The organism is Bifidobacterium sp. M0404, assembly GCF_016101415.1.
Classification (GTDB): domain Bacteria; phylum Actinomycetota; class Actinomycetes; order Actinomycetales; family Bifidobacteriaceae; genus Bombiscardovia; species Bombiscardovia polysaccharolytica.
The window spans coordinates 313,847-330,956 of sequence record NZ_JACFQP010000002.1 but is presented as its reverse complement, the minus strand read 5'-3'; the positions used below and the strand labels follow the sequence as shown (position 1 = coordinate 330,956).

15 protein-coding genes are annotated in these 17,110 nt (G+C 58.8%); 7 read left to right on the top strand and 8 right to left on the bottom strand.

The features are described 5' to 3' along the window. Positions 1-54: 54 nt before the first annotated feature. Positions 55-945 (bottom strand): AraC family transcriptional regulator, encoded by an 891-nt coding sequence (locus tag H3T93_RS05580; RefSeq protein WP_144177635.1) that lies wholly within the window; start codon positions 943-945, stop codon positions 55-57. A gap of 372 nt (positions 946-1,317) precedes the next feature. On the opposite strand from H3T93_RS05580, the gene H3T93_RS05575 reads away from it, so the two are divergent. The 6 genes from H3T93_RS05575 to H3T93_RS05550 all read left to right on the top strand — a co-directional run bounded on the left by H3T93_RS05575 (position 1,318) and on the right by H3T93_RS05550 (position 7,431). Further along, the gene (locus H3T93_RS05575; RefSeq protein ID WP_144177637.1) at positions 1,318-2,370 is read left to right on the top strand and encodes a 3-isopropylmalate dehydrogenase; all 1,053 of its coding nucleotides are present in this window, start codon (positions 1,318-1,320) and stop codon (positions 2,368-2,370) included. A gap of 142 nt (positions 2,371-2,512) precedes the next feature. Beyond that, positions 2,513-3,382, top strand: coding sequence for a sugar phosphate isomerase/epimerase family protein (locus tag H3T93_RS05570; protein ID WP_144177639.1), 870 nt, complete (start codon positions 2,513-2,515; stop codon positions 3,380-3,382). Positions 3,383-3,496: 114 nt separating this feature from the next. Then, positions 3,497-4,285: a sulfite exporter TauE/SafE family protein gene (locus H3T93_RS05565; RefSeq protein WP_144177641.1), complete on the top strand. Its 789-nt coding sequence runs from the start codon at positions 3,497-3,499 to the stop codon at positions 4,283-4,285. Between the two features lie 11 nt (positions 4,286-4,296). Next, positions 4,297-5,532, top strand: a complete 1,236-nt coding sequence (locus H3T93_RS05560; protein WP_198214743.1) for a putative PEP-binding protein — start codon at positions 4,297-4,299, stop codon at positions 5,530-5,532. Continuing rightward, positions 5,529-6,392 carry a transketolase gene (locus H3T93_RS05555; RefSeq protein WP_144177645.1) on the top strand — a complete coding sequence of 288 codons (864 nt, stop codon included), beginning with the start codon at positions 5,529-5,531 and terminating at the stop codon, positions 6,390-6,392. Before H3T93_RS05560 ends, H3T93_RS05555 begins: the two co-directional genes overlap by 4 nt. 58 nt (positions 6,393-6,450) lie before the next feature. Further along, positions 6,451-7,431, top strand: coding sequence for a transketolase family protein (locus H3T93_RS05550; RefSeq protein ID WP_144177647.1), 981 nt, complete (start codon positions 6,451-6,453; stop codon positions 7,429-7,431). Between the two features lie 141 nt (positions 7,432-7,572). Here the strand turns inward: H3T93_RS05550 and rho are convergent, their stop codons facing one another. Then, a complete protein-coding gene (rho, locus tag H3T93_RS05545; protein ID WP_232348694.1) occupies positions 7,573-9,438 on the bottom strand; it encodes a transcription termination factor Rho in 1,866 nt (621 codons plus the stop codon). Between the two features lie 222 nt (positions 9,439-9,660). Between rho and H3T93_RS05540 the strand changes: the two genes are divergently transcribed. After that, entirely contained in the window at positions 9,661-10,323 is a 663-nt protein-coding gene (locus tag H3T93_RS05540) for a TetR/AcrR family transcriptional regulator (protein ID WP_144177651.1), read from the top strand. Between the two features lie 59 nt (positions 10,324-10,382). On the opposite strand, the gene H3T93_RS05535 is transcribed toward H3T93_RS05540, so the two are convergent. The 6 genes from H3T93_RS05535 to gatC all read right to left on the bottom strand — a co-directional run bounded on the left by H3T93_RS05535 (position 10,383) and on the right by gatC (position 17,074). Then, on the bottom strand, positions 10,383-11,972 hold the full coding sequence (locus H3T93_RS05535) for an NAD(P)/FAD-dependent oxidoreductase (protein WP_144177653.1): 1,590 nt from the start codon (positions 11,970-11,972) through the stop codon (positions 10,383-10,385). A gap of 138 nt (positions 11,973-12,110) precedes the next feature. Next, complete coding sequence (locus tag H3T93_RS05530; protein ID WP_029678206.1) at positions 12,111-12,425, bottom strand: DUF2469 domain-containing protein; 315 nt, start codon at positions 12,423-12,425, stop codon at positions 12,111-12,113. Further along, positions 12,422-13,525, bottom strand: coding sequence for a GNAT family N-acetyltransferase (locus H3T93_RS05525; protein WP_186363950.1), 1,104 nt, complete (start codon positions 13,523-13,525; stop codon positions 12,422-12,424). The genes H3T93_RS05530 and H3T93_RS05525 overlap by 4 nt, the downstream gene beginning before the upstream one ends. Positions 13,526-13,692: 167 nt before the next feature. Then, positions 13,693-15,195, bottom strand: a complete 1,503-nt coding sequence (gene gatB / locus H3T93_RS05520; protein WP_144177655.1) for an Asp-tRNA(Asn)/Glu-tRNA(Gln) amidotransferase subunit GatB — start codon at positions 15,193-15,195, stop codon at positions 13,693-13,695. A gap of 24 nt (positions 15,196-15,219) precedes the next feature. Continuing rightward, a complete protein-coding gene (gatA, locus tag H3T93_RS05515; protein WP_144177657.1) occupies positions 15,220-16,773 on the bottom strand; it encodes an Asp-tRNA(Asn)/Glu-tRNA(Gln) amidotransferase subunit GatA in 1,554 nt (517 codons plus the stop codon). 4 nt (positions 16,774-16,777) lie between these two features. Beyond that, complete coding sequence (gatC, locus tag H3T93_RS05510; protein ID WP_015022515.1) at positions 16,778-17,074, bottom strand: Asp-tRNA(Asn)/Glu-tRNA(Gln) amidotransferase subunit GatC; 297 nt, start codon at positions 17,072-17,074, stop codon at positions 16,778-16,780. Between the last annotated feature and the right edge of the window lie 36 nt (positions 17,075-17,110).

Sequence of the window (17,110 nt, the reverse complement as noted above, 5' to 3'; positions counted from 1 at the left end):
TCTTCCCTGCAGAAATCTGAATATTGAGCATCGCCATTCCAGAAAATCTGCAGATTATGAAAACTCCCGCCGAAACTCGGAAGGCGAGACTCCCACAAGCTTCTTGAAGGAGGACGAGAAGTGCGAGCTCACCGTGAATCCGCACTCCTTGGTGATCTGAGCGATGGGGATCTTGCTGGTCGTCAGCAGATACTTGGCATGCGAGATCCGGCATTCCAGGACGAATTGATGCACACCCATGTCCAAATGCCGCTTAAAAGCATGGGAGAGCTGCGACTCGCTCGTATTCAGAATCTTGCTGAGCGCATGGATGGATACATCCGAGTCGAAGTGCCTATTGATGTATCGTATGGCCGCTGACAGATCCGGGGGTACATTGTCGTCATAGTGCACCTCCAGGCTCTCATCGACTCGGCGAGTGAGCAGCACCAACACATGCTCCAAACGGCGGTGGAGCAATTCGTCCAATTGTCTTCGCGACAGTGACACATCCCCGGAGCGCATCTGGTCCAGTATGGAGGTAAGTTCATCCCCGGCATCTTGAGAATCCGTGAACAAAGGACCGTTGACATCCTGCAGATAGTCAGCGTATGCCTGTACGCCGTTGCCCTGAAAATGCAGGTAGGAGAATCGCGTCAGCCCGCTTGACCGGTAATCATTATGGTTTTTGCAGTCCAGCAAAACAACGTCTCCTGCATGAGCAGTAAATGAAGCACCCTCATAGACATAATCAAGACTGCCTGACTCAATGAAGAACAGGAGGAAGGAGTTCATATACTCACGTTTGCAGGAATAGTCCGAATTGACCCGGTATGTCCCGCCCCACAGCGGATGGAGGAAGACTGCGCGCGCCAGCCTTCCTGCGTCATTTATCTGTATGGCTTTCTTCCCGAGAATTCCGGATTCATCCGCCGGTATCCATTTTTTATAATCCTTAGGTGTCATATCCCACGATCCCCTTTACTCGCGTCCTTGCCAGTTCAGGTCCATGAATTGTGCTTTTATTGCTTTATTCTATTCGATTGCGTTGTTGAAATGTTGTCTGCTCTGTGCCCCCTCCCCCGGGCAACACCCAAGGACCGATACACACGGAGCAGCAGAAGGCACGGATATTCAGCATACTGCCTGTCGAATGATCCGCTGTATTTTCATGTTATGCAGCTATTGGACAGTCCTCTACCTACTTTGATAAGTAAATCAAGGGAATGGCGAATTTTCGACACGATTATGCGAATATTGATATGAAAATCCCGTATATCGGTCTTTTTAGTGGTTTTCTGATTGCTATGCCGCCGGGCAATCATTAACATGAAAGGCATGAACACCCAAACATCAAAGAAGACATTGGACATCGCGGTCATCCCCGGTGACGGAATCGGCCGTGAAATCGTGCCAGTCGCGCAAGCTGTACTCAAGGAAGCCGTTAGCGACAGCGTTTCCTTTAACTACACCAACTATGATCTTGGCGCTGATCGCTACCTGCGCGATGGCACCCTCATCACAGACGAGCAAATCGAGGACATGGACAAAAAGGACGCCATTCTACTAGGTGCTGTCGGCGATCCTCGAGTCAAGTCAGGGATTCTGGAGCGCGGTCTGTTGCTCAAGCTCCGCTTCGCGTTCGACCAAGCCATCAACATGCGGCCCTCGAAACTCTATCCAGGCGTCAAATCCCCCCTGGCCGACCCCGGCGACATCGACTTCGTCGTCATCAGAGAGGGCACGGAAGGCCTGTATTCCGGCATGGGCGGTCTGCTTCGCATGGGCACTGAACACGCCATAGCAACCGAGACCTCGATGAACACCGAATTCGGCATCGAGAGGGCAGTGAGGTTTGCCTTCGAACTGGCTCGCAAGCGCGGAGGCAAGAAGCACGTAACCATGGTCAATAAGACCAACGTACTCTACTATGCCGGTCAACTCTGGCTGTGGGTCATGGACAAGGTCGGCAAGGAGTACCCCGACGTGACCTATGACTACCTGCATGCCGATGCCTGCACCATCTTCCTGGTCACCGATCCCTCCCGGTTCGACGTGATTGTGACCGACAACCTCTTCGGAGACATCATCACTGACGAGGCCGGCGCAGTTGTGGGCGGAATCGGCTATTCGGCATCAGCCAACATCAACGTGACCGATGAGCATCCCTCCATGTTCGAGCCCATCCACGGCTCCGCCCCCGACATTGCGGGCAAGGGTATAGCCAACCCTTCGGCCACGGTCCTGTCTGCCGCCATGCTCCTGCAGCACTTCGGGTACGACGAAGCAGCCGCCCGCATCGATCGCGCCGTGGAAGCGGATGCTGAGGAGAATTCCTCACGCAAACGCAGCACAGATCAAATCGGCCAGGACATCATCGCAAGACTGTAAACAAGCAGCAACATACCTGTAAGCGCTCCGGAGGATTGAAACTCTGAACTCCGGGCGCCTACCTACCCTGTCCGCAGCAAGGATGCCGACGAACAGGACGAACCAGGGGCATCCATAAGTTCCAACAACGAGGTTAGACAATATGAAAATCGCATTGGATCCCACACCATTCCATCCCGACCTGCCATTCCTGGAACTGCCTAAGGCAGTAGCGGATGCCGGTTATAAGTACATGCAGCTGGCTCCGCACGATGCCTTCCTACCGTTTTATGTGCATCCCAAGGCGGACGACGAACTGGTCAAGGACTTCGCGGCCGCTCTGAAGAAGGCGAACGTTGAGCTGTGCTCGCTGCTGCCGGTCTACAGGACCTCCTGGCCCGACGAGCGAGAGCGGCAGACAGCAGTGCGCAATTGGAAGCGGGCCATCGAAATCGCGGCTCTGCTGGACGTGCACGTCATCAACAGCGAATTCAGCGGCATACCTGAGCGTTATGAGGAGTCCGAGGCTGCCTTCTACGCAACCATGGAGGAAATACTGCCCCTGCTTGAGCGGGAAGGCATCCGCATCAACTTCGACCCGCATCCCTACGATTTCGTCGAGAACGGCATTGATGCGCTAAGGATCACACGAGGCCTCAACAGCCCGCTGGTCGGTGCGGTGTACGTGGCTCCTCACACCTTCCACTACGGCAACAATGTGGACGGGATCACCACTCTGGCCGGCAAACGACTCAGGTCGGTCTATATCTCAGACAGCTATGACCATCATCGTTCGCATGATCTGCGGTATATAGCCAATCCTCCTGGGACCAACGCCCGCGTTCACCAGCACCTGAAAGTGGGCGACGGCGATGTGGACTTCAAGGCCCTGTTCGCCGCCCTGAAGAAGAACGGGTTCCTGGATCGGGAGGATTCCATCATCGTCTCCAACGTATTTGCCGAGGACGAGACCGCCCACGAAACGTCCGTCTACCAGCGCGAAACCATAGAACGCCTGGTAGCGGAAGCCTGAACGCAACTGCCTGTTTCCTCAGGAGTTGCCATGTCGGCCGGCACTGATGTGACGCAGTGTCGGCCGACGCATCTTCTTATAAAGAGCGTGCGCCAACAAAGGAAGTGACCTAACATGAACCTCTGGCTGATCATCGGTTTGGCGGCGGCTGCTGTCCTGATCGGCCTGGACAAGTCGTTGATACCAGGCTCAGCCATCCTGGCGGTGGCCGCTCTGGCGTCACTGATGCCCGCCAAAGAAGCCACCGAGCTGACGCTGATCATGGCTGTCGTCGCTGACTGGACCGCCATCTGGGCCTACCGACACGACATCGTGCTGGCCTCCCTGCTCAGACTGCTGCCGACTGTGACCATAGGCATCCTTGCCGGCGTCTGGTTCTTGCATCACGCTGACAATGACGCGACCAAAAAGATTATAGGGGTCATACTTGCCTGCTTCATTGCGCCTTACTTCCTCTCGCGCATAAGGTCCGCGCTGAAAACGCGGCAGAGGGGCAAGAGTCAAGCCCCCCAAGTCGAAACCAGAAGCAAGAACAGGCAGAAGCAGTGGATAAGCGTGGCATTCCACATGCTCTGCGGCGTTCTGGCGGGTTTTACCACCATGGTGGCCAATGCCGGAGGACCGGTCACAGCCGTCTATTTCAGCAGCGAGCGGTTGCCGGTCAAGCAATTCCTAGGCACCACGGCAGCTTTCTACTTAGTGGTGAATATGGTGAAGCTGCCTTTCGCAGTCGGACTGAACACAACCAACAGAGAAACCGCGCTTGCCCTCCTATGCGTTCTCCCACTCACATTGCTCGCCGTCTTCTGCGGCAGGCTGATCGCCGGTCACGTCAACCAGAAAGCCTTTACTGCGGCAATCTATATCTTCGCAGTCATCGCCGTCATCAACCTTCTGGTCTGAAAGGCGCCATTATGGCAACAGTACCGATTCCTGCACAAAAATTGGCAGAACGCTCCCAATCTCAGCAAAAGACCAAGACAGACTTGAATCTGGCTGAAGGCTTACTACCCGAGCGACAGGTCAGCAGCGACAACGATCTGGATGCCGAGGACATGGAATGGCTGGCCCGTCGTTTTCTGGACGACTACAAGCAGCAGGAAGGCCGCGAGTTCCCGACCGATCCCACCATCCAACTCTTCGAATCCATCAAGGAGGTCAGGGCTAATGCGGACACGCCGGAAGATGCTCGGCGTTCACAGGAGCTGGGCGCTGAGGGAATCGGCCTGTGCCGCACCGAGCATATGTTCTTCCAGCCCGATCGCATCGAGGCCATCAGACGGATGATAGTGGCAGGAGACGAAGAAGAACGCCAGGAAGCCCTCGATGCCCTCCTGCCTATGCAACGCGAGGACTTCACCGCCATGTATGAGGCCTTGGGCGGAAGGCCGATGACTGTCAGACTGATTGATCCGCCACTGCACGAGTTCCTTCCCAAAACCGCTCAAGCAGTTGAAGCCCTGGCAAAGGCGACCGGACATACAGCCGAAGAGATCAAAGACACTGCTGACGAACTGACCGAGGTCGATTCCATGCTGGGACACCGGGGATCCCGCCTGGCAGTCACCTACCCCGCCATCGCCCGCATGCAGACCCGGGCCGTGGTGGAAGACGCCATCCAGGTCAAGCGCCGACACCCCGACTGGTCCCTTGCTCCAGAGATCATGGTGCCTCTGGTCAGCGAGCCGGCGGAATTCGAATATGTCAAGCAGATCGTGGAGGAGACGGCAAACCGTGTCATCAAGGAGTCCGGGCTTCCCATATACTGCTCGGTCGGAACCATGATCGAAACCCCCAGGGCGGCACTGCTGGCCGGTGATATAGCAGCCGGCGCTGAATTCTTCTCTTTCGGCACCAATGACTTTACCCAGATGACCTTCGGGCTCAGCCGGGACGATGCCGGCTCCTTCCTCCAGGACTATTACGACAAGGGGCTTCTGCAGGAGGATCCCTTCTCTATCGAATTCTGCGAGCGCGTTGGCCTGGACTATGTATCCTGCTCAACCTACCGGGTGCCGGTGGCGAGACTGGCCGCAGCCCAGCCAGTCAGGGCAGGCATGCGCCCGAACGCAGGTAGGACAGCAATCAGGAAAACCAAACACCGCCGCAATAAGAACCAATCTACAAGAATAGTAAGGAAATCAACATGAACGAAAGCACCGATGCGGACAAGGTCAGAGAACTCAAACAGTTCGCTGGTCGAATCAGACAGGAGACGATCAAGGAGATCTCAGCCTTTGGGACCGGCCACGTAGGCGGATCCCTGTCGATAGCCGACCTTTTGGCCGTCCTGTACGGACAGGAGATGAACATCAAACCCGGGGATCCACAGTGGGCCGACCGGGACTGGTTCGTCCTGTCCAAGGGCCACTGCGCCCCGGCCCTATACGCCACACTCGCCTTGCGCGGATACTTCCCCATGGATTGGTTGAATACCCTCAACCGCAACGGGACCAACCTTCCCAGCCATGCCGACAGACTCAAGGTTCCCGGAGTGGACGTAACCGCCGGGTCCCTGGGTCAGGGGGCCTCAGTAGCCGCCGGCGTTGCCCTGGGACTGAAAATGGACGGTCGGGACAACAAGGTCTATCTGGTCATAGGAGACGGCGAGAGCCAGGAGGGGCAGATTTGGGAGATGGCCCTTTTCGCCGCCCAACATCGCCTGGGCAATCTGATTGCTTTCATGGATTATAACGGCCTGCAACTGGACGGATACTGCAAGGACATCTGCTCCTTGGGAGATGCCGCAGCCAAGTTCGAGGCTTTTGGGTGGCAGGTCGTTGACGTTCCCGATGGCAATGACGTCCCCTCCATTCTTCAAGCTTTGGAGACAGTCCGCAGCAAGACACAAAAGGCCGACGACCGACCTTCAATGATCGTGCTTCATACGGTCAAGGGCCTGGGATGGTCTGAGATTGCCGGAACTCCGAAGAGTCATTCAACATCAATCAACGAGCAGCAGCGCGACCAGGCTTTGGCTGAAATCCAAACAATGATGAATGCAGCCTGAGCGTGAGAGCCATGTGCGCGAGCCCAATTACACACGGACAGATGAAAAGGGAAGAGGAATGATAGAGCATACTTTGGAAAACGAGAAACAGGAAATGCGACAGGCCTTCTGCCAGTGCCTCCTCGATCTGGCGGCCGACGAGGAGCGCCTGGTTCTGCTGGATGCTGATTTGATGAGTGCCATGGGCACCAAGCCCTTCCAGGAAGCCCACCCCGAACGGACAGTGGACTGCGGCATCCAGGAAGCCAATATGATCGGCACTGCAGTAGGGCTTTCCCTTACCGGCAAAATACCGTTCGCACACACCTTCGCTTCCTTCATGAGCCGAAGGGCCATGGACCAGATCTTCATTTCCGGCGCCTACAGCAAGGCCAATGTCAAACTCATTGGCTCCGACCCGGGAATCACCGCCAAGACCAATGGCGGCACCCACATGTCCTTTGAGGATATGGGGATCATGAGGGGCATCCCCTCAATGACCGTTCTGGAAGCCACCGACATCACCATGTTGAAGTGGATGATGGGTTGGATGGCCCGAACCTACGGCATGCAATACATGCGGCTGGTGCGCAAGCAGTGCGTCAAAATCTACCGGGATGGAACCGATTTTCAAATAGGAAAAGCCGTGCAGCTCATCAATCAGTTCGATGCACAGGCGACCATCATCGCCAGCGGCGTCTGCGTGGCTGAATCCATCAAAGCCGCCCGCACCCTGAGCGATGAAGGCATAGGGGTCCGCATCCTCGACATGTTCACCTGGAAGCCATTGGACAATCAGGCCGTAATCGATGCGGCCAAACAGACCGGGGCTATCGTGACCGCCGAGAACCACAATGTCAACACAGGCCTGGGTGCTGCCGTCAGCGAAGCAGTGGCAAGCAGCTGTCCTGTTCCTATCGAATTCATTGGAGTGCACGACCGATTCGGCCAGGTCGGCGACCAGGACTATCTGGCTCAGCAGTACGGAATGACCGCAAAAGACATTGTAGAAGCCGTCAGAAAAGTCGTCGATAGAAAACGCCTGTATCTTCACCGCTGACGTCTAAGACGTCACCGGAGCACAGAAGAGGGGCAGGGTGTCGGATTGCCGGCACCCTGCCCCTTATTGACCTGTGGCTTAACGCGCGAACTTTAGCCTGCAGCCCTGGACCGGGTTGCACGCACGTTTACCGGATCAGTCCTACTTCTGAGCCAGCATAGACTGGTTGATCGCCGCCAGGAAGTCCCGGTTGGTGGCGGTCTTCTTCAGCCTGGGCACCAAGGTCTGGTAGGCCTGCTCGGTCTCCATGCCGCCCAGGAGACGACGCAGACGATAGACCACAGCCAGCTCCTCGGGAGCAGTGATGAGCTCCTCGCGCCGGGTGCCGGAGGCATTGATGTCGATGGCGGGGAACATACGCTTATCGGCCAGGTCCCTGGTCAGTCTCAGCTCCATGTTGCCGGTGCCCTTGAACTCCTCGAAGATGACCTCATCCATCTTGGACCCGGTCTCCACCAGGGCCGATGAGATGATGGTCAAAGAGCCGCCGTTCTCGATATTGCGTGCGGCACCGAAGAAGCGCTTGGGTGGATAGAGGGCCTGAGCATCCACGCCGCCGGAGAGGATGCGTCCGGAGGCGGGAGCCGAGATGTTGTAGGCGCGGGCCAGACGGGTCATGGAATCCAGAAGGACCACCACATCCTGCCCCAGCTCCACCAGGCGCTTAGCCCGTTCGATGGCCAGCTCGGCCACGGTGGTGTGATCGCTGGCGGGACGGTCGAAGGTGGAGGAGATGACCTCGCCCTGAACCGTGCGCTCCATGTCAGTGACCTCCTCGGGCCGCTCATCCACCAGGACCACCATCAGGTGCACCTCGGGGTTGTTGGCGGTGATGGAGTTGGCTATGGACTGCAGGGTCAGGGTCTTGCCGGCCTTGGGCGGCGAAACGATCAAACCGCGCTGACCCTTGCCGATGGGAGCGACGATGTCGATCAGACGACCGGTGATGTTCTTGGGCTGGGTCTCCATCCGCATACGCTCCTGCGGGTAGAGGGGAGTCAGCTTGTTGAAGTGGGGCCGACCTGCGGCATCCTCCACGCTCATGCCGTTGATGGTGTCGATGGCCTGCAGAGGAACGAATTTCTGGCGCTGATTGCGATGCTCGCCCTCGCGGGGGGGACGGATGGATCCGTGCACGGCATCGCCCTTGCGCAAGCCGTACTTCTTGACCTGACCCATGGAGATGTAGACATCGTTAGGGCCGGGCAGGTAGCCGGAGGTGCGCACGAAAGCATAGGAGTCCAGCACATCCACAATGCCTGCCACGGGGACCAGATCCTCGGGCTTGAAGTTCTCCCTGGGCTCATAGTCACGATCCCGGCCGCTGCTGCGATGGTTGTTGCGGTTGCGTCGGTCGTTGCGATCGTTGCGGTCATTGCGGTCGCTTCGGTTTCGGCGATCATAGCCGTTGTGACGGTAGTCGCGCCCCTCCTCGCCGCGATCCTCATAGCTGCGCCGACGGGGCCGGTCATTCCGTGAAGGCAGTGCTGCCAGAATGTCGTCCAAATTGCGCACTGAACCTGAGCCGGAACCTTCGCGCTCCTCACCATGCTCACGCTCGCTCCGGCCGCGGTTGGTGTGGGAGCCTCGGGATGAATCCGTGCTGCGGTGACGGCGACGGGATATGACCACATTCTCCTCGTCGGCCACGGTATGGGGGAAGCGGTTCCGGTGCTCGGTATGACCGCTCTTATGATCGTCAATGCCTAAAACATCGAAGAGGTCTCCGACAGGACTATCACCCTTGGATTCCTGGGTTTCCGTGGACTCCTGTCCGCTTTCCGCGGAGGACTTCGCCTCCTGCTTTGTCGGCTGCTGCTGATCGGCAGCCTGGCCTCCCTTGGCCACGGCGGCCGCAGCCTTGGGCTTGCCAACGGTTACTCCCTCAGGGGCCTTGCCGCCCGAGCGTGCCGCCTCGATCGTCTCGATCAGGACCGGCTTGCGCATGCCGGAAATACCGCGCAACCCCAGCTGCCTGGCCAATTCCTTGAGTTCGGGCAGCTTCATGGAATGAATATCTTGGCTTGTTGCCACTGTTGTAATGCCTTTCCTTCGCTATGCCTAATTCGGCTAGGCAAATAGCTTGAGAATAGTGCGGGGGTACCGCTCATGAAAATTCGATGCCGACTCGGCTTATCGAACTTCCATAAGCCTACAACGACTGCCCGACCGGTGCAAGGAACAGCCTGCGTGTCCAAATATTCATGGGTAAACCTCTAGACTGGGCATATGAATGATCGATCATCTCTGCGTGAGCAACGGCGGAGCGAATTCGTAACCACCGCCATGCGGGTCTTCGACCGGAAAGGTGCCGCAAACACCTCCCTGCGCGACGTCATCCACGCCATGAACCACGGCAAGGGCGTGGGCATGAGCGTTTTCTATTACTACTTCAAATCCAAGGACGATCTGATAGATGCCTGTGTGCGCACTTACCTGGCCTCCTACGTGGATCATGTGGTCGACATTCTGCATGATTCTGACCTGAACGTTCAAGAGGCGCTGGACGACATTTGCCCACATCTGATAAGGGCCATCTGGAAGATGGACGTGATCTTCGCGGACAAGGCCAACTGGTACAGCTACCTGAGCACCAACAGCAATGTGATGGAAGGCTTCGTCAGACAGATTATCGACCCTTTGACCAAGGCACTGGACCGCTGGCTGGATCGGGGCGACCTGCCGCAGACCCAGCTGATGCAAACAGCCGGCACCCGCACTGTGGCCTGGCTGATGGCCGACGGGCTCTCGTCCATCGTCAGCAACGGCAGAGGAGCCGCCGGAAACCCGCAGATCAGAGAGGTGGTCCGCCAACGGGTCCGCGAGAGTGTAGCCTTCTTCTCACAGCTGCTGGGCCTGCCCCTGAAGGCGCCGGCCATCGCCCTGTCGTGATGGCAAAACCCCCGAACTTTCGATCGGAGGCTTAAAACGAAACGAAAGACGAGGTTTGTCTACTTCTCCTCGTGATAAGACTTCTCGGTATTGACGTTCCAGACGTTGGTCTTGTCGGCACGCCCAGATTTGATGTTGGCCACGGCTTCCATGGATGTAGCCATGGAGTGGTCCTGGTTGTTGTAGTGGTGCTGCCCGTTGCGACCCACGCAGTAGAGGTTGCCGAAGGAGTCCAGCCATTTGACCAGCTCTGGCATCTGGGCGTAGGTATCGAAGTAGGCCGGGTAGGCCTTGACCACCCGCTCCCGGTGGGAATCCAGCACGTCGGCAGGGCCGTTGATGATGCCCATCCGGGTCAGCTCCTTGATGGCGAAGTCAGTGGTCTGCTGATCGCTCATGCTCCAGAATTCATCACCCTCTTTGCAGAAGTACTCCAGGCCGATCCAGACAGTTCCGTCCACGTTCTTGACCATGTAGGGGCTCCAGTTGTTGAAGATCTGGATGCGGCCCATCTTGTAGCCGGGATCCTGCACATAAATCCAGCAGTCGGGAACAATGGGCGGATCACCCAAGGTCTTGATGGAGGTGGTGTTGCGGATGCGCAGGTGGCGGACCAGCAGACCAACGGTCACGAAGTCACGGTAAGGCAGACCCTGAGCCACCCTGACCATTTCCTTGTCGGTGGACGGCTCCTCGTGGGCGATGGCCTCCACCAGGTCCTTGATGGGCATGGAGGAGATGATCTGGTCGGCTTGCAGAGTCACTTCTTTACCATCAGCGTTGCGATAGATGACACCGGTCATGTGGCCGTCATGCTGGGTCAGTCCGATTACGCGGGCATCGGTGATCACGTGGACCCCGTGCTCCACATTGCGACGCTCCACGGTCTCCCAGAGCTGGCCTGGACCCAGCTTGGGGTACCAGAACTCCTCGATCAGGCTGGTTTCGACCTGATGAGCATCGCGCTTCTTGGGCAGCAGCTTCTGGAAGGCGTTCTTGAGCACGCCCATGATGCTGAGCCCCTTGACTCTCTGGGCACCCCAGTCGGCGCTGATCTCGCGGGGATGACGGCCCCAGAGCTTTTCGGTGTAGCCCTCGAAGAACATGGAGTAGAGCTTGCGGCCGAAGCGGTTGATATAGAAGTTCTCCAGGTTGTCCTCAGGCAGCTTGTGGACGACGGACTTCAGGTAGCTGAACCCGGCCTGCATGGTCAGCTTGAAGCCCATGGCCCTGAGGGTGTTGAGCGTCAAGGAGATGGGGTAGTCGAAGAAGTGGTGGTTCCAGTAAATCCTGGAGACGCGGTGACGCTTGAGCATGACCCGGTCGGTCTTCTCCGGATCAGGGCCGCCGGGTTCCAGGTCGTGGTGGCGGCCAAGTTTTTTATCGTCATAGGAGGGCGCGCCCTGCAGAGGCAGGACCTCCTTCCACCAGTCCATGATCCGATCATCCTTGGAGAAGAACCGATGGCCGCCAATGTCCATCCGATTGCCGTTATGCCGGACCGTGCGGGAGATGCCGCCAAAGGCATCAGTGGCCTCAAGAACAGTGACGTCATAGCGCTCGTCGCCGCCGTCCTTGACCAGTTCCCATGCCGCTGTCAAGCCGGCGGGCCCTCCGCCGATGACAATCACGGACTGCTTGCGCTCCATGCCAACCTCCTGAAAACCGTATGAAATCACCACTACTGTACCTGGCTCGTCCCAGGCCAGAGGCTGCCGAGGGACTTCCCACACGAATTCCCGCCATTGCGTGGAACAAACGTGATGATGCTCGCCCCTGAGCGATATTTAGCCCAACGCATCGGGGATGTCGATATCCGTCTTTTGCACTTCCTCCACATTGACATCTTTAAAGGTGACGATGCGGACATTCTTGACGAACCGGCTGGACCGGTAGACATCCCAGACCCAGGCATCGGTCAGCCGGACGTCGAAGTAGACATCCTGCCCAGCGGACCGGACGTTGAAGTCCACCTTGTTGGCCAGGTAAAATCGCCGCTCGGTCTCGACCACATAGGTGAACAGCTTGATCACGTCCCGGTACTCGCGGTACAGGGCCAGTTCAGCGTTGGTCTCGTAGTTGTCGAGATCCTCAGCACTCATCGACTACCTCCATTCGCGCGATCACGGCCATGACCAAGCGTACGCCACCAGGCACGCTTGGAACGTTTGGCCTCAGCCGACCCATAGGCCCAATCAGATGCCGTATGCTCCTCGCCGGACTGCTCGGCAACAGATTCGTCAGAATCAGGCTTATCCGCGGCATCTGTGACGTCCGTCTGACCAGAGTCTGCCCTCTCATCATTCCTGCTGTCAGATCCTGCATGGTCTTCAACAGGTTTGTCTGAATGCGGGCCACCTGATGCAGACGAATCCTGAGATGCCGAGGTGGACTCCCCAGGCTCGGACCCGCTTATGCCGCCATTCTCATCCGCCGCGTATCCGTGTGCAACAAGAGCTTCGGCCACACCGGGGTTTTCGCGGATGACGTGCATGCCGAAAGCATTCAAAGAACGGATGGGATCATACTCGTCGACCAAAGCGTCCATGACGATCTGATCCTGATACTTGCCGTTCTCGGCGTCCCAGAGCGCATCACGGGAGGTGCCCGAAATCATGAATCCCAGAGACTGGTAGACAGAGATCGAGCGAGTGTTTTTCTCTGGCACAGCCACCCAGATCCGGTGCAGGCCCAGACCCGTAGGAGCAGCCGCGTACCCGTAGGTCATGATTCTGGGCATGGCATCCCGGGAGTAGCCACGCCCGCGGAAGTGCCTGCCCAGGACCACCTGGATTCTGGCCGAGCGTGACCAGCCGTCCACGTCGATCAGGAAGATCATACCAATGACCCCCTTGGTGGCATCAGCATCGGGCGAGCCGTCCTGGTCGGTGTCCGCATCAGTGACCATGGCCCAAGCCAGGGTGCGGCGGGACTCGGGATCGCCCACGCCCGAATCACGGGCAGCCAGACCCTTGGACCAGGCCACCGATCGACGTACCCAGGCATTGACCACGGCTCGTTCAGCGCTAGGCCCCTTACCGGTGATGCCGGTGGAATTGTAAAAGGCCTCCAGCTGGTCCATTGCTGTCAGATCGGCGATGACCGCCGGACGCAGGTGCAACATCTCGCCCCGGATGTAGGGAATCTCAATCCGGTCGGGCAGCTGTCTGTTCGCCACGTCGTCAGATCCCTCGGATTGCATTTGCGGTCGGTCATTGCCCCTGCCGCTCATAGACATCACGTCACCTCCATGATCGCCACCTTGCGATGGCAATCAATTGTAATCCCTCGCCCCTGGGAAAACCATGAGAGGCTGGGCAGGTCCGCCGGTCCGAATCCGATGGAACCAGGTCGGCGGACCGGGCGTGGTCAGGACTTAGCGATGCGCTCCATGACGATCTTGCTGACAGCTTTGGCATCGGCCTGGCCCTTGGTGGCCCTCATGACCGCTCCGATAATAGCGCCCATGGGCTTCATATTGCCGCCTTTGAGCTTGGCCACGATGTCCGGGTTGTCCTTAAGGGCCTGGTCGACGGCAGCATCCAGAGCCCCGTCGTCCGAAACCACCTGGTAGCCGTGCTTCTTGACGACCTCGCTGGGCTTGCCCTCGCCTGCCAACACGCCGGAGACGGTCTGCTTGGCCAGCTTGTCATTGAGTTTGCCGTCAGCGATCAGCTGCTCCACATCGGCAACATCCTGAGCAGAGATGGGCAGCTCCTGCAGGCTGACCCCACGGGCGTTGGCCTCGCGGGAAATCTCGCCCAGCCACCACTTGCGGGCTCCGGCAGCCGTAGCGCCGGCCTTGACCGTATTCTCGATCAGGTCCACAGCATCGGCGTTGACCGCATCCTGCATTTGTCTGTCGGTGAAATCCCACTCCTTCTTGAGACGGGCGCGGCGTTCGCGCGGCATCTCCGGCATCTGAGCCTTGAGCTCCTCGATATGATCCTTGGTCACATGGACCATGACCAGATCAGGGTCGGGGAAGTACCGGTAATCGTTGGCATCGGTCTTGACACGGCCGCCCGCCGTGGTCTGTGTGGACTCATCCCAGTGGCGGGTCTCCTGCAGCACCTCCCCGCCGGACTCCAGCAGGGCTGCCTGACGGCGGATCTCGTAGGTCAGCGTCTTCTCGATGCCCTTGAAGGTGTTGACGTTCTTGGTTTCCGATCGGGTTCCCAGAGGGGCGTCCGGCCCGGCGTGCAGGGAGACGTTGACGTCGGCGCGCATGTTGCCCTGCTCCATCCGGGCGTGGGAGATGCCCAGGGCCCGGACGATGTCTCGGATGGCCCGGACGTAGGCCCCTGCCACCTCGGGGGTACGCGCCCCGGCGCCCTCGATAGGCTTGGTCACGATCTCGACCAGAGGGACACCAGCACGGTTGTAGTCCACCAGGGAGTGATCGGCACCCTCAATGCGGCCGTCAGCCCCGCCTACGTGGGTGTTCTTGCCGGCATCGTCCTCCACATGGGCCCGCTCGATGGGCACGCGGAAGATGCTGCCGTCGTCCAGCTCCACATCCAGATAGCCCTCGCCATTCAGGGGCTTGTCATATTGGGAGATCTGATAGTCACGGGGCATGTCCGGATAGAAATAGTTCTTTCTGGCGAACTGGCTCCATTCATTGACCTTGCAGTGCAGGGCCAGGCCCAGCTTGACCGCATAGTCGATGGCGGTCTTGTTGACCACAGGCAGGCTGCCGGGCAGGCCCAGGGAGACCGGAGTCAGCTGGGTGTTGGGCTCGCCGCCGAACTCGATATGGGCCGGGCAGAAGAGCTTGGTGTTGGTGCAGAGCTCGACATGGACCTCCAGGCCGAACACCGGGTCGTACTTGGCCACGGCATCGGCGTACTTCATCAGTTTTTCAGCCATTGTGATTCCGTTTCCTTCCGATGCCTACTTGTTCGATCCCTGGGCCAGGCCATCCAGCCAGGGGGTGGACAACTTCTGGGAGATGGGTCCGCCCCACTGCTCCTCCAGGGCCGCCTCAAGAGCTGCAGCAGGCCGGTACATGACCTCGTCGCGCATCTGGGGGGCAAAGAACTGGAAGCCGACAGGCAGCCCGTCGTCGCTGAGCCCGGCGGGAATCGACATGGCCGGAGTACCAGCCAGGTTGGCCGGAATGGTGGCCACATCGTTCAGGTACATGGCCAGCGGATCGTCCATCTTCTCGCCGAAACGGAAGGCCGTGGTCGGCGAAGTGGGCGATACCAGGACATCGGCCTGCTCGAAGGCCTTCTCAAAGTCGCGGATGACCAGGGTGCGGACCTTCTGAGCGGAACCGTACCAGGCATCATAATAGCCGGCGGACAGGGCGTAGATACCCAGGATGATCCTGCGCTTGACCTCGTCGCCAAACCCGGCCTCGCGTGTGGCGGCCATCATGTTGGCTGCCGTCTGGGGAACGCCATCGGGAGGCATGACCCGCAGGCCGTAGCGCATGCCGTCGTAACGGGCCAGGTTGGAGGAGACCTCAGAGGGCATGATGATGTAGTAAGCAGCCAGCGCGTAGGGGAAGTGCGGGCAGGAGACCTGAACCACCTCGGCGCCCATGGATTCCAGCAACGAGACAGCCTCGTTGAAACGGGCTTCGACGCCGGGCTGATAGCCCTCGCCGCCCAGCTCCTTGACCAGGCCCACCTTGAGGCCCTTCAGATCGCGCTTCTGGCCCTGACGAGCAGCCTGGGCCAGAGGGGGAACCGGCTTGGGAATCGAGGTGGAGTCTCGGCGGTCATACCCACCAATGATCTCCTGCAGCAGGGCGGCGTCCAACACTGACCTGGAGACCGGACCAATCTGATCCAGGGAGGATGCCATGGCGATGGCCCCGAACCTGGAAACACCGCCATAGGTGGGTTTGACACCCACGGTGCCGGTCAGGGATCCGGGTTGGCGAATGGACCCACCAGTGTCGGTGCCCAGGGCCAGCGGAGCCTCAAAGGCGCCGACAGCCGAAGCCGAACCGCCGCCTGAACCGCCCGGGACCCGCTCGGTATCCCAGGGGTTGTGTGTGGGCTTGAAGGCCGAGTGCTCAGTGGAAGACCCCTGGGCGAACTCATCCAGGTTGGTCTTGCCCAGAATGGGCATGCCTGCGGCCTTGAGCTTCTTGATGACGGTGGCATCGTAAGGTGGCACCCAGCCCTCGAGAATCTTGGAAGCAGCCGTAGTGGGAATGCCCTTGGTGACGATCATGTCCTTGATGGCAATGGGAACGCCGGCCAGTTCCGGCAGTCCTTCGGCGCCTTCATGGGCCATGCGCTTATCGAAAGCGTCAGCCTGCTCCAGGGCCTGATCGGCGCTGACCTGCAGAAATGCATCAATGCTGGGCTCGGCGGCTTCGATCACATCCAGATGAGCCTGAACCAGCTCGCGGCTGGAGACCTGTCCCGACCGCAGCTGTGCGGCCATGTCGGAGGCGGATTGTTTGACCAATTCTTCCTGTGCACTCATCGTCTCACTCCTCACCCAGAATGCGCGGGGCCACAAACATACCGGACTCAGTTACCGGCGCCCCCGAAAGGGCAGCCTCCTGGGTCAGCGGCTCTTCAGCCTCATCGGGCCGCAGATAGGCCTCCAGGGGAATGGGGTTGGCAGTGGGGGGCACATCATCGCCGGCCACCTCCTGGACCTTGGTGATGGAATCGGCGATCACGTTGAGTTCGCCCTTGAGGCGGTCGGCCTCCTGATCGGTCAAGGCAATACGGGCCAGATCGCCCAAGTGCTTGATCTCTTCACGTGTAAAAGTTGGCATACCACTTATCATATGGGTGCTCTATGACACGCAGAA

What these genes read in the sequence shown, in the direction of transcription:
- H3T93_RS05580 (WP_144177635.1), bottom strand. Translation starts at nt 945, where the DNA reads ATGACACCTAAGGATTATAAAAAATGGATACCGGCGGATGAATCCGGA.
- H3T93_RS05575 (WP_144177637.1), top strand. Translation starts at nt 1,318, where the DNA reads ATGAACACCCAAACATCAAAGAAGACATTGGACATCGCGGTCATCCCC.
- H3T93_RS05570 (WP_144177639.1), top strand. Translation starts at nt 2,513, where the DNA reads ATGAAAATCGCATTGGATCCCACACCATTCCATCCCGACCTGCCATTC.
- H3T93_RS05565 (WP_144177641.1), top strand. Translation starts at nt 3,497, where the DNA reads ATGAACCTCTGGCTGATCATCGGTTTGGCGGCGGCTGCTGTCCTGATC.
- H3T93_RS05560 (WP_198214743.1), top strand. Translation starts at nt 4,297, where the DNA reads ATGGCAACAGTACCGATTCCTGCACAAAAATTGGCAGAACGCTCCCAA.
- H3T93_RS05555 (WP_144177645.1), top strand. Translation starts at nt 5,529, where the DNA reads ATGAACGAAAGCACCGATGCGGACAAGGTCAGAGAACTCAAACAGTTC.
- H3T93_RS05550 (WP_144177647.1), top strand. Translation starts at nt 6,451, where the DNA reads ATGATAGAGCATACTTTGGAAAACGAGAAACAGGAAATGCGACAGGCC.
- rho (WP_232348694.1), bottom strand. Translation starts at nt 9,438, where the DNA reads ATGAAGCTGCCCGAACTCAAGGAATTGGCCAGGCAGCTGGGGTTGCGC.
- H3T93_RS05540 (WP_144177651.1), top strand. Translation starts at nt 9,661, where the DNA reads ATGAATGATCGATCATCTCTGCGTGAGCAACGGCGGAGCGAATTCGTA.
- H3T93_RS05535 (WP_144177653.1), bottom strand. Translation starts at nt 11,972, where the DNA reads ATGGAGCGCAAGCAGTCCGTGATTGTCATCGGCGGAGGGCCCGCCGGC.
- H3T93_RS05530 (WP_029678206.1), bottom strand. Translation starts at nt 12,425, where the DNA reads ATGAGTGCTGAGGATCTCGACAACTACGAGACCAACGCTGAACTGGCC.
- H3T93_RS05525 (WP_186363950.1), bottom strand. Translation starts at nt 13,525, where the DNA reads ATGCAATCCGAGGGATCTGACGACGTGGCGAACAGACAGCTGCCCGAC.
- gatB (WP_144177655.1), bottom strand. Translation starts at nt 15,195, where the DNA reads ATGGCTGAAAAACTGATGAAGTACGCCGATGCCGTGGCCAAGTACGAC.
- gatA (WP_144177657.1), bottom strand. Translation starts at nt 16,773, where the DNA reads ATGAGTGCACAGGAAGAATTGGTCAAACAATCCGCCTCCGACATGGCC.
- gatC (WP_015022515.1), bottom strand. Translation starts at nt 17,074, where the DNA reads ATGCCAACTTTTACACGTGAAGAGATCAAGCACTTGGGCGATCTGGCC.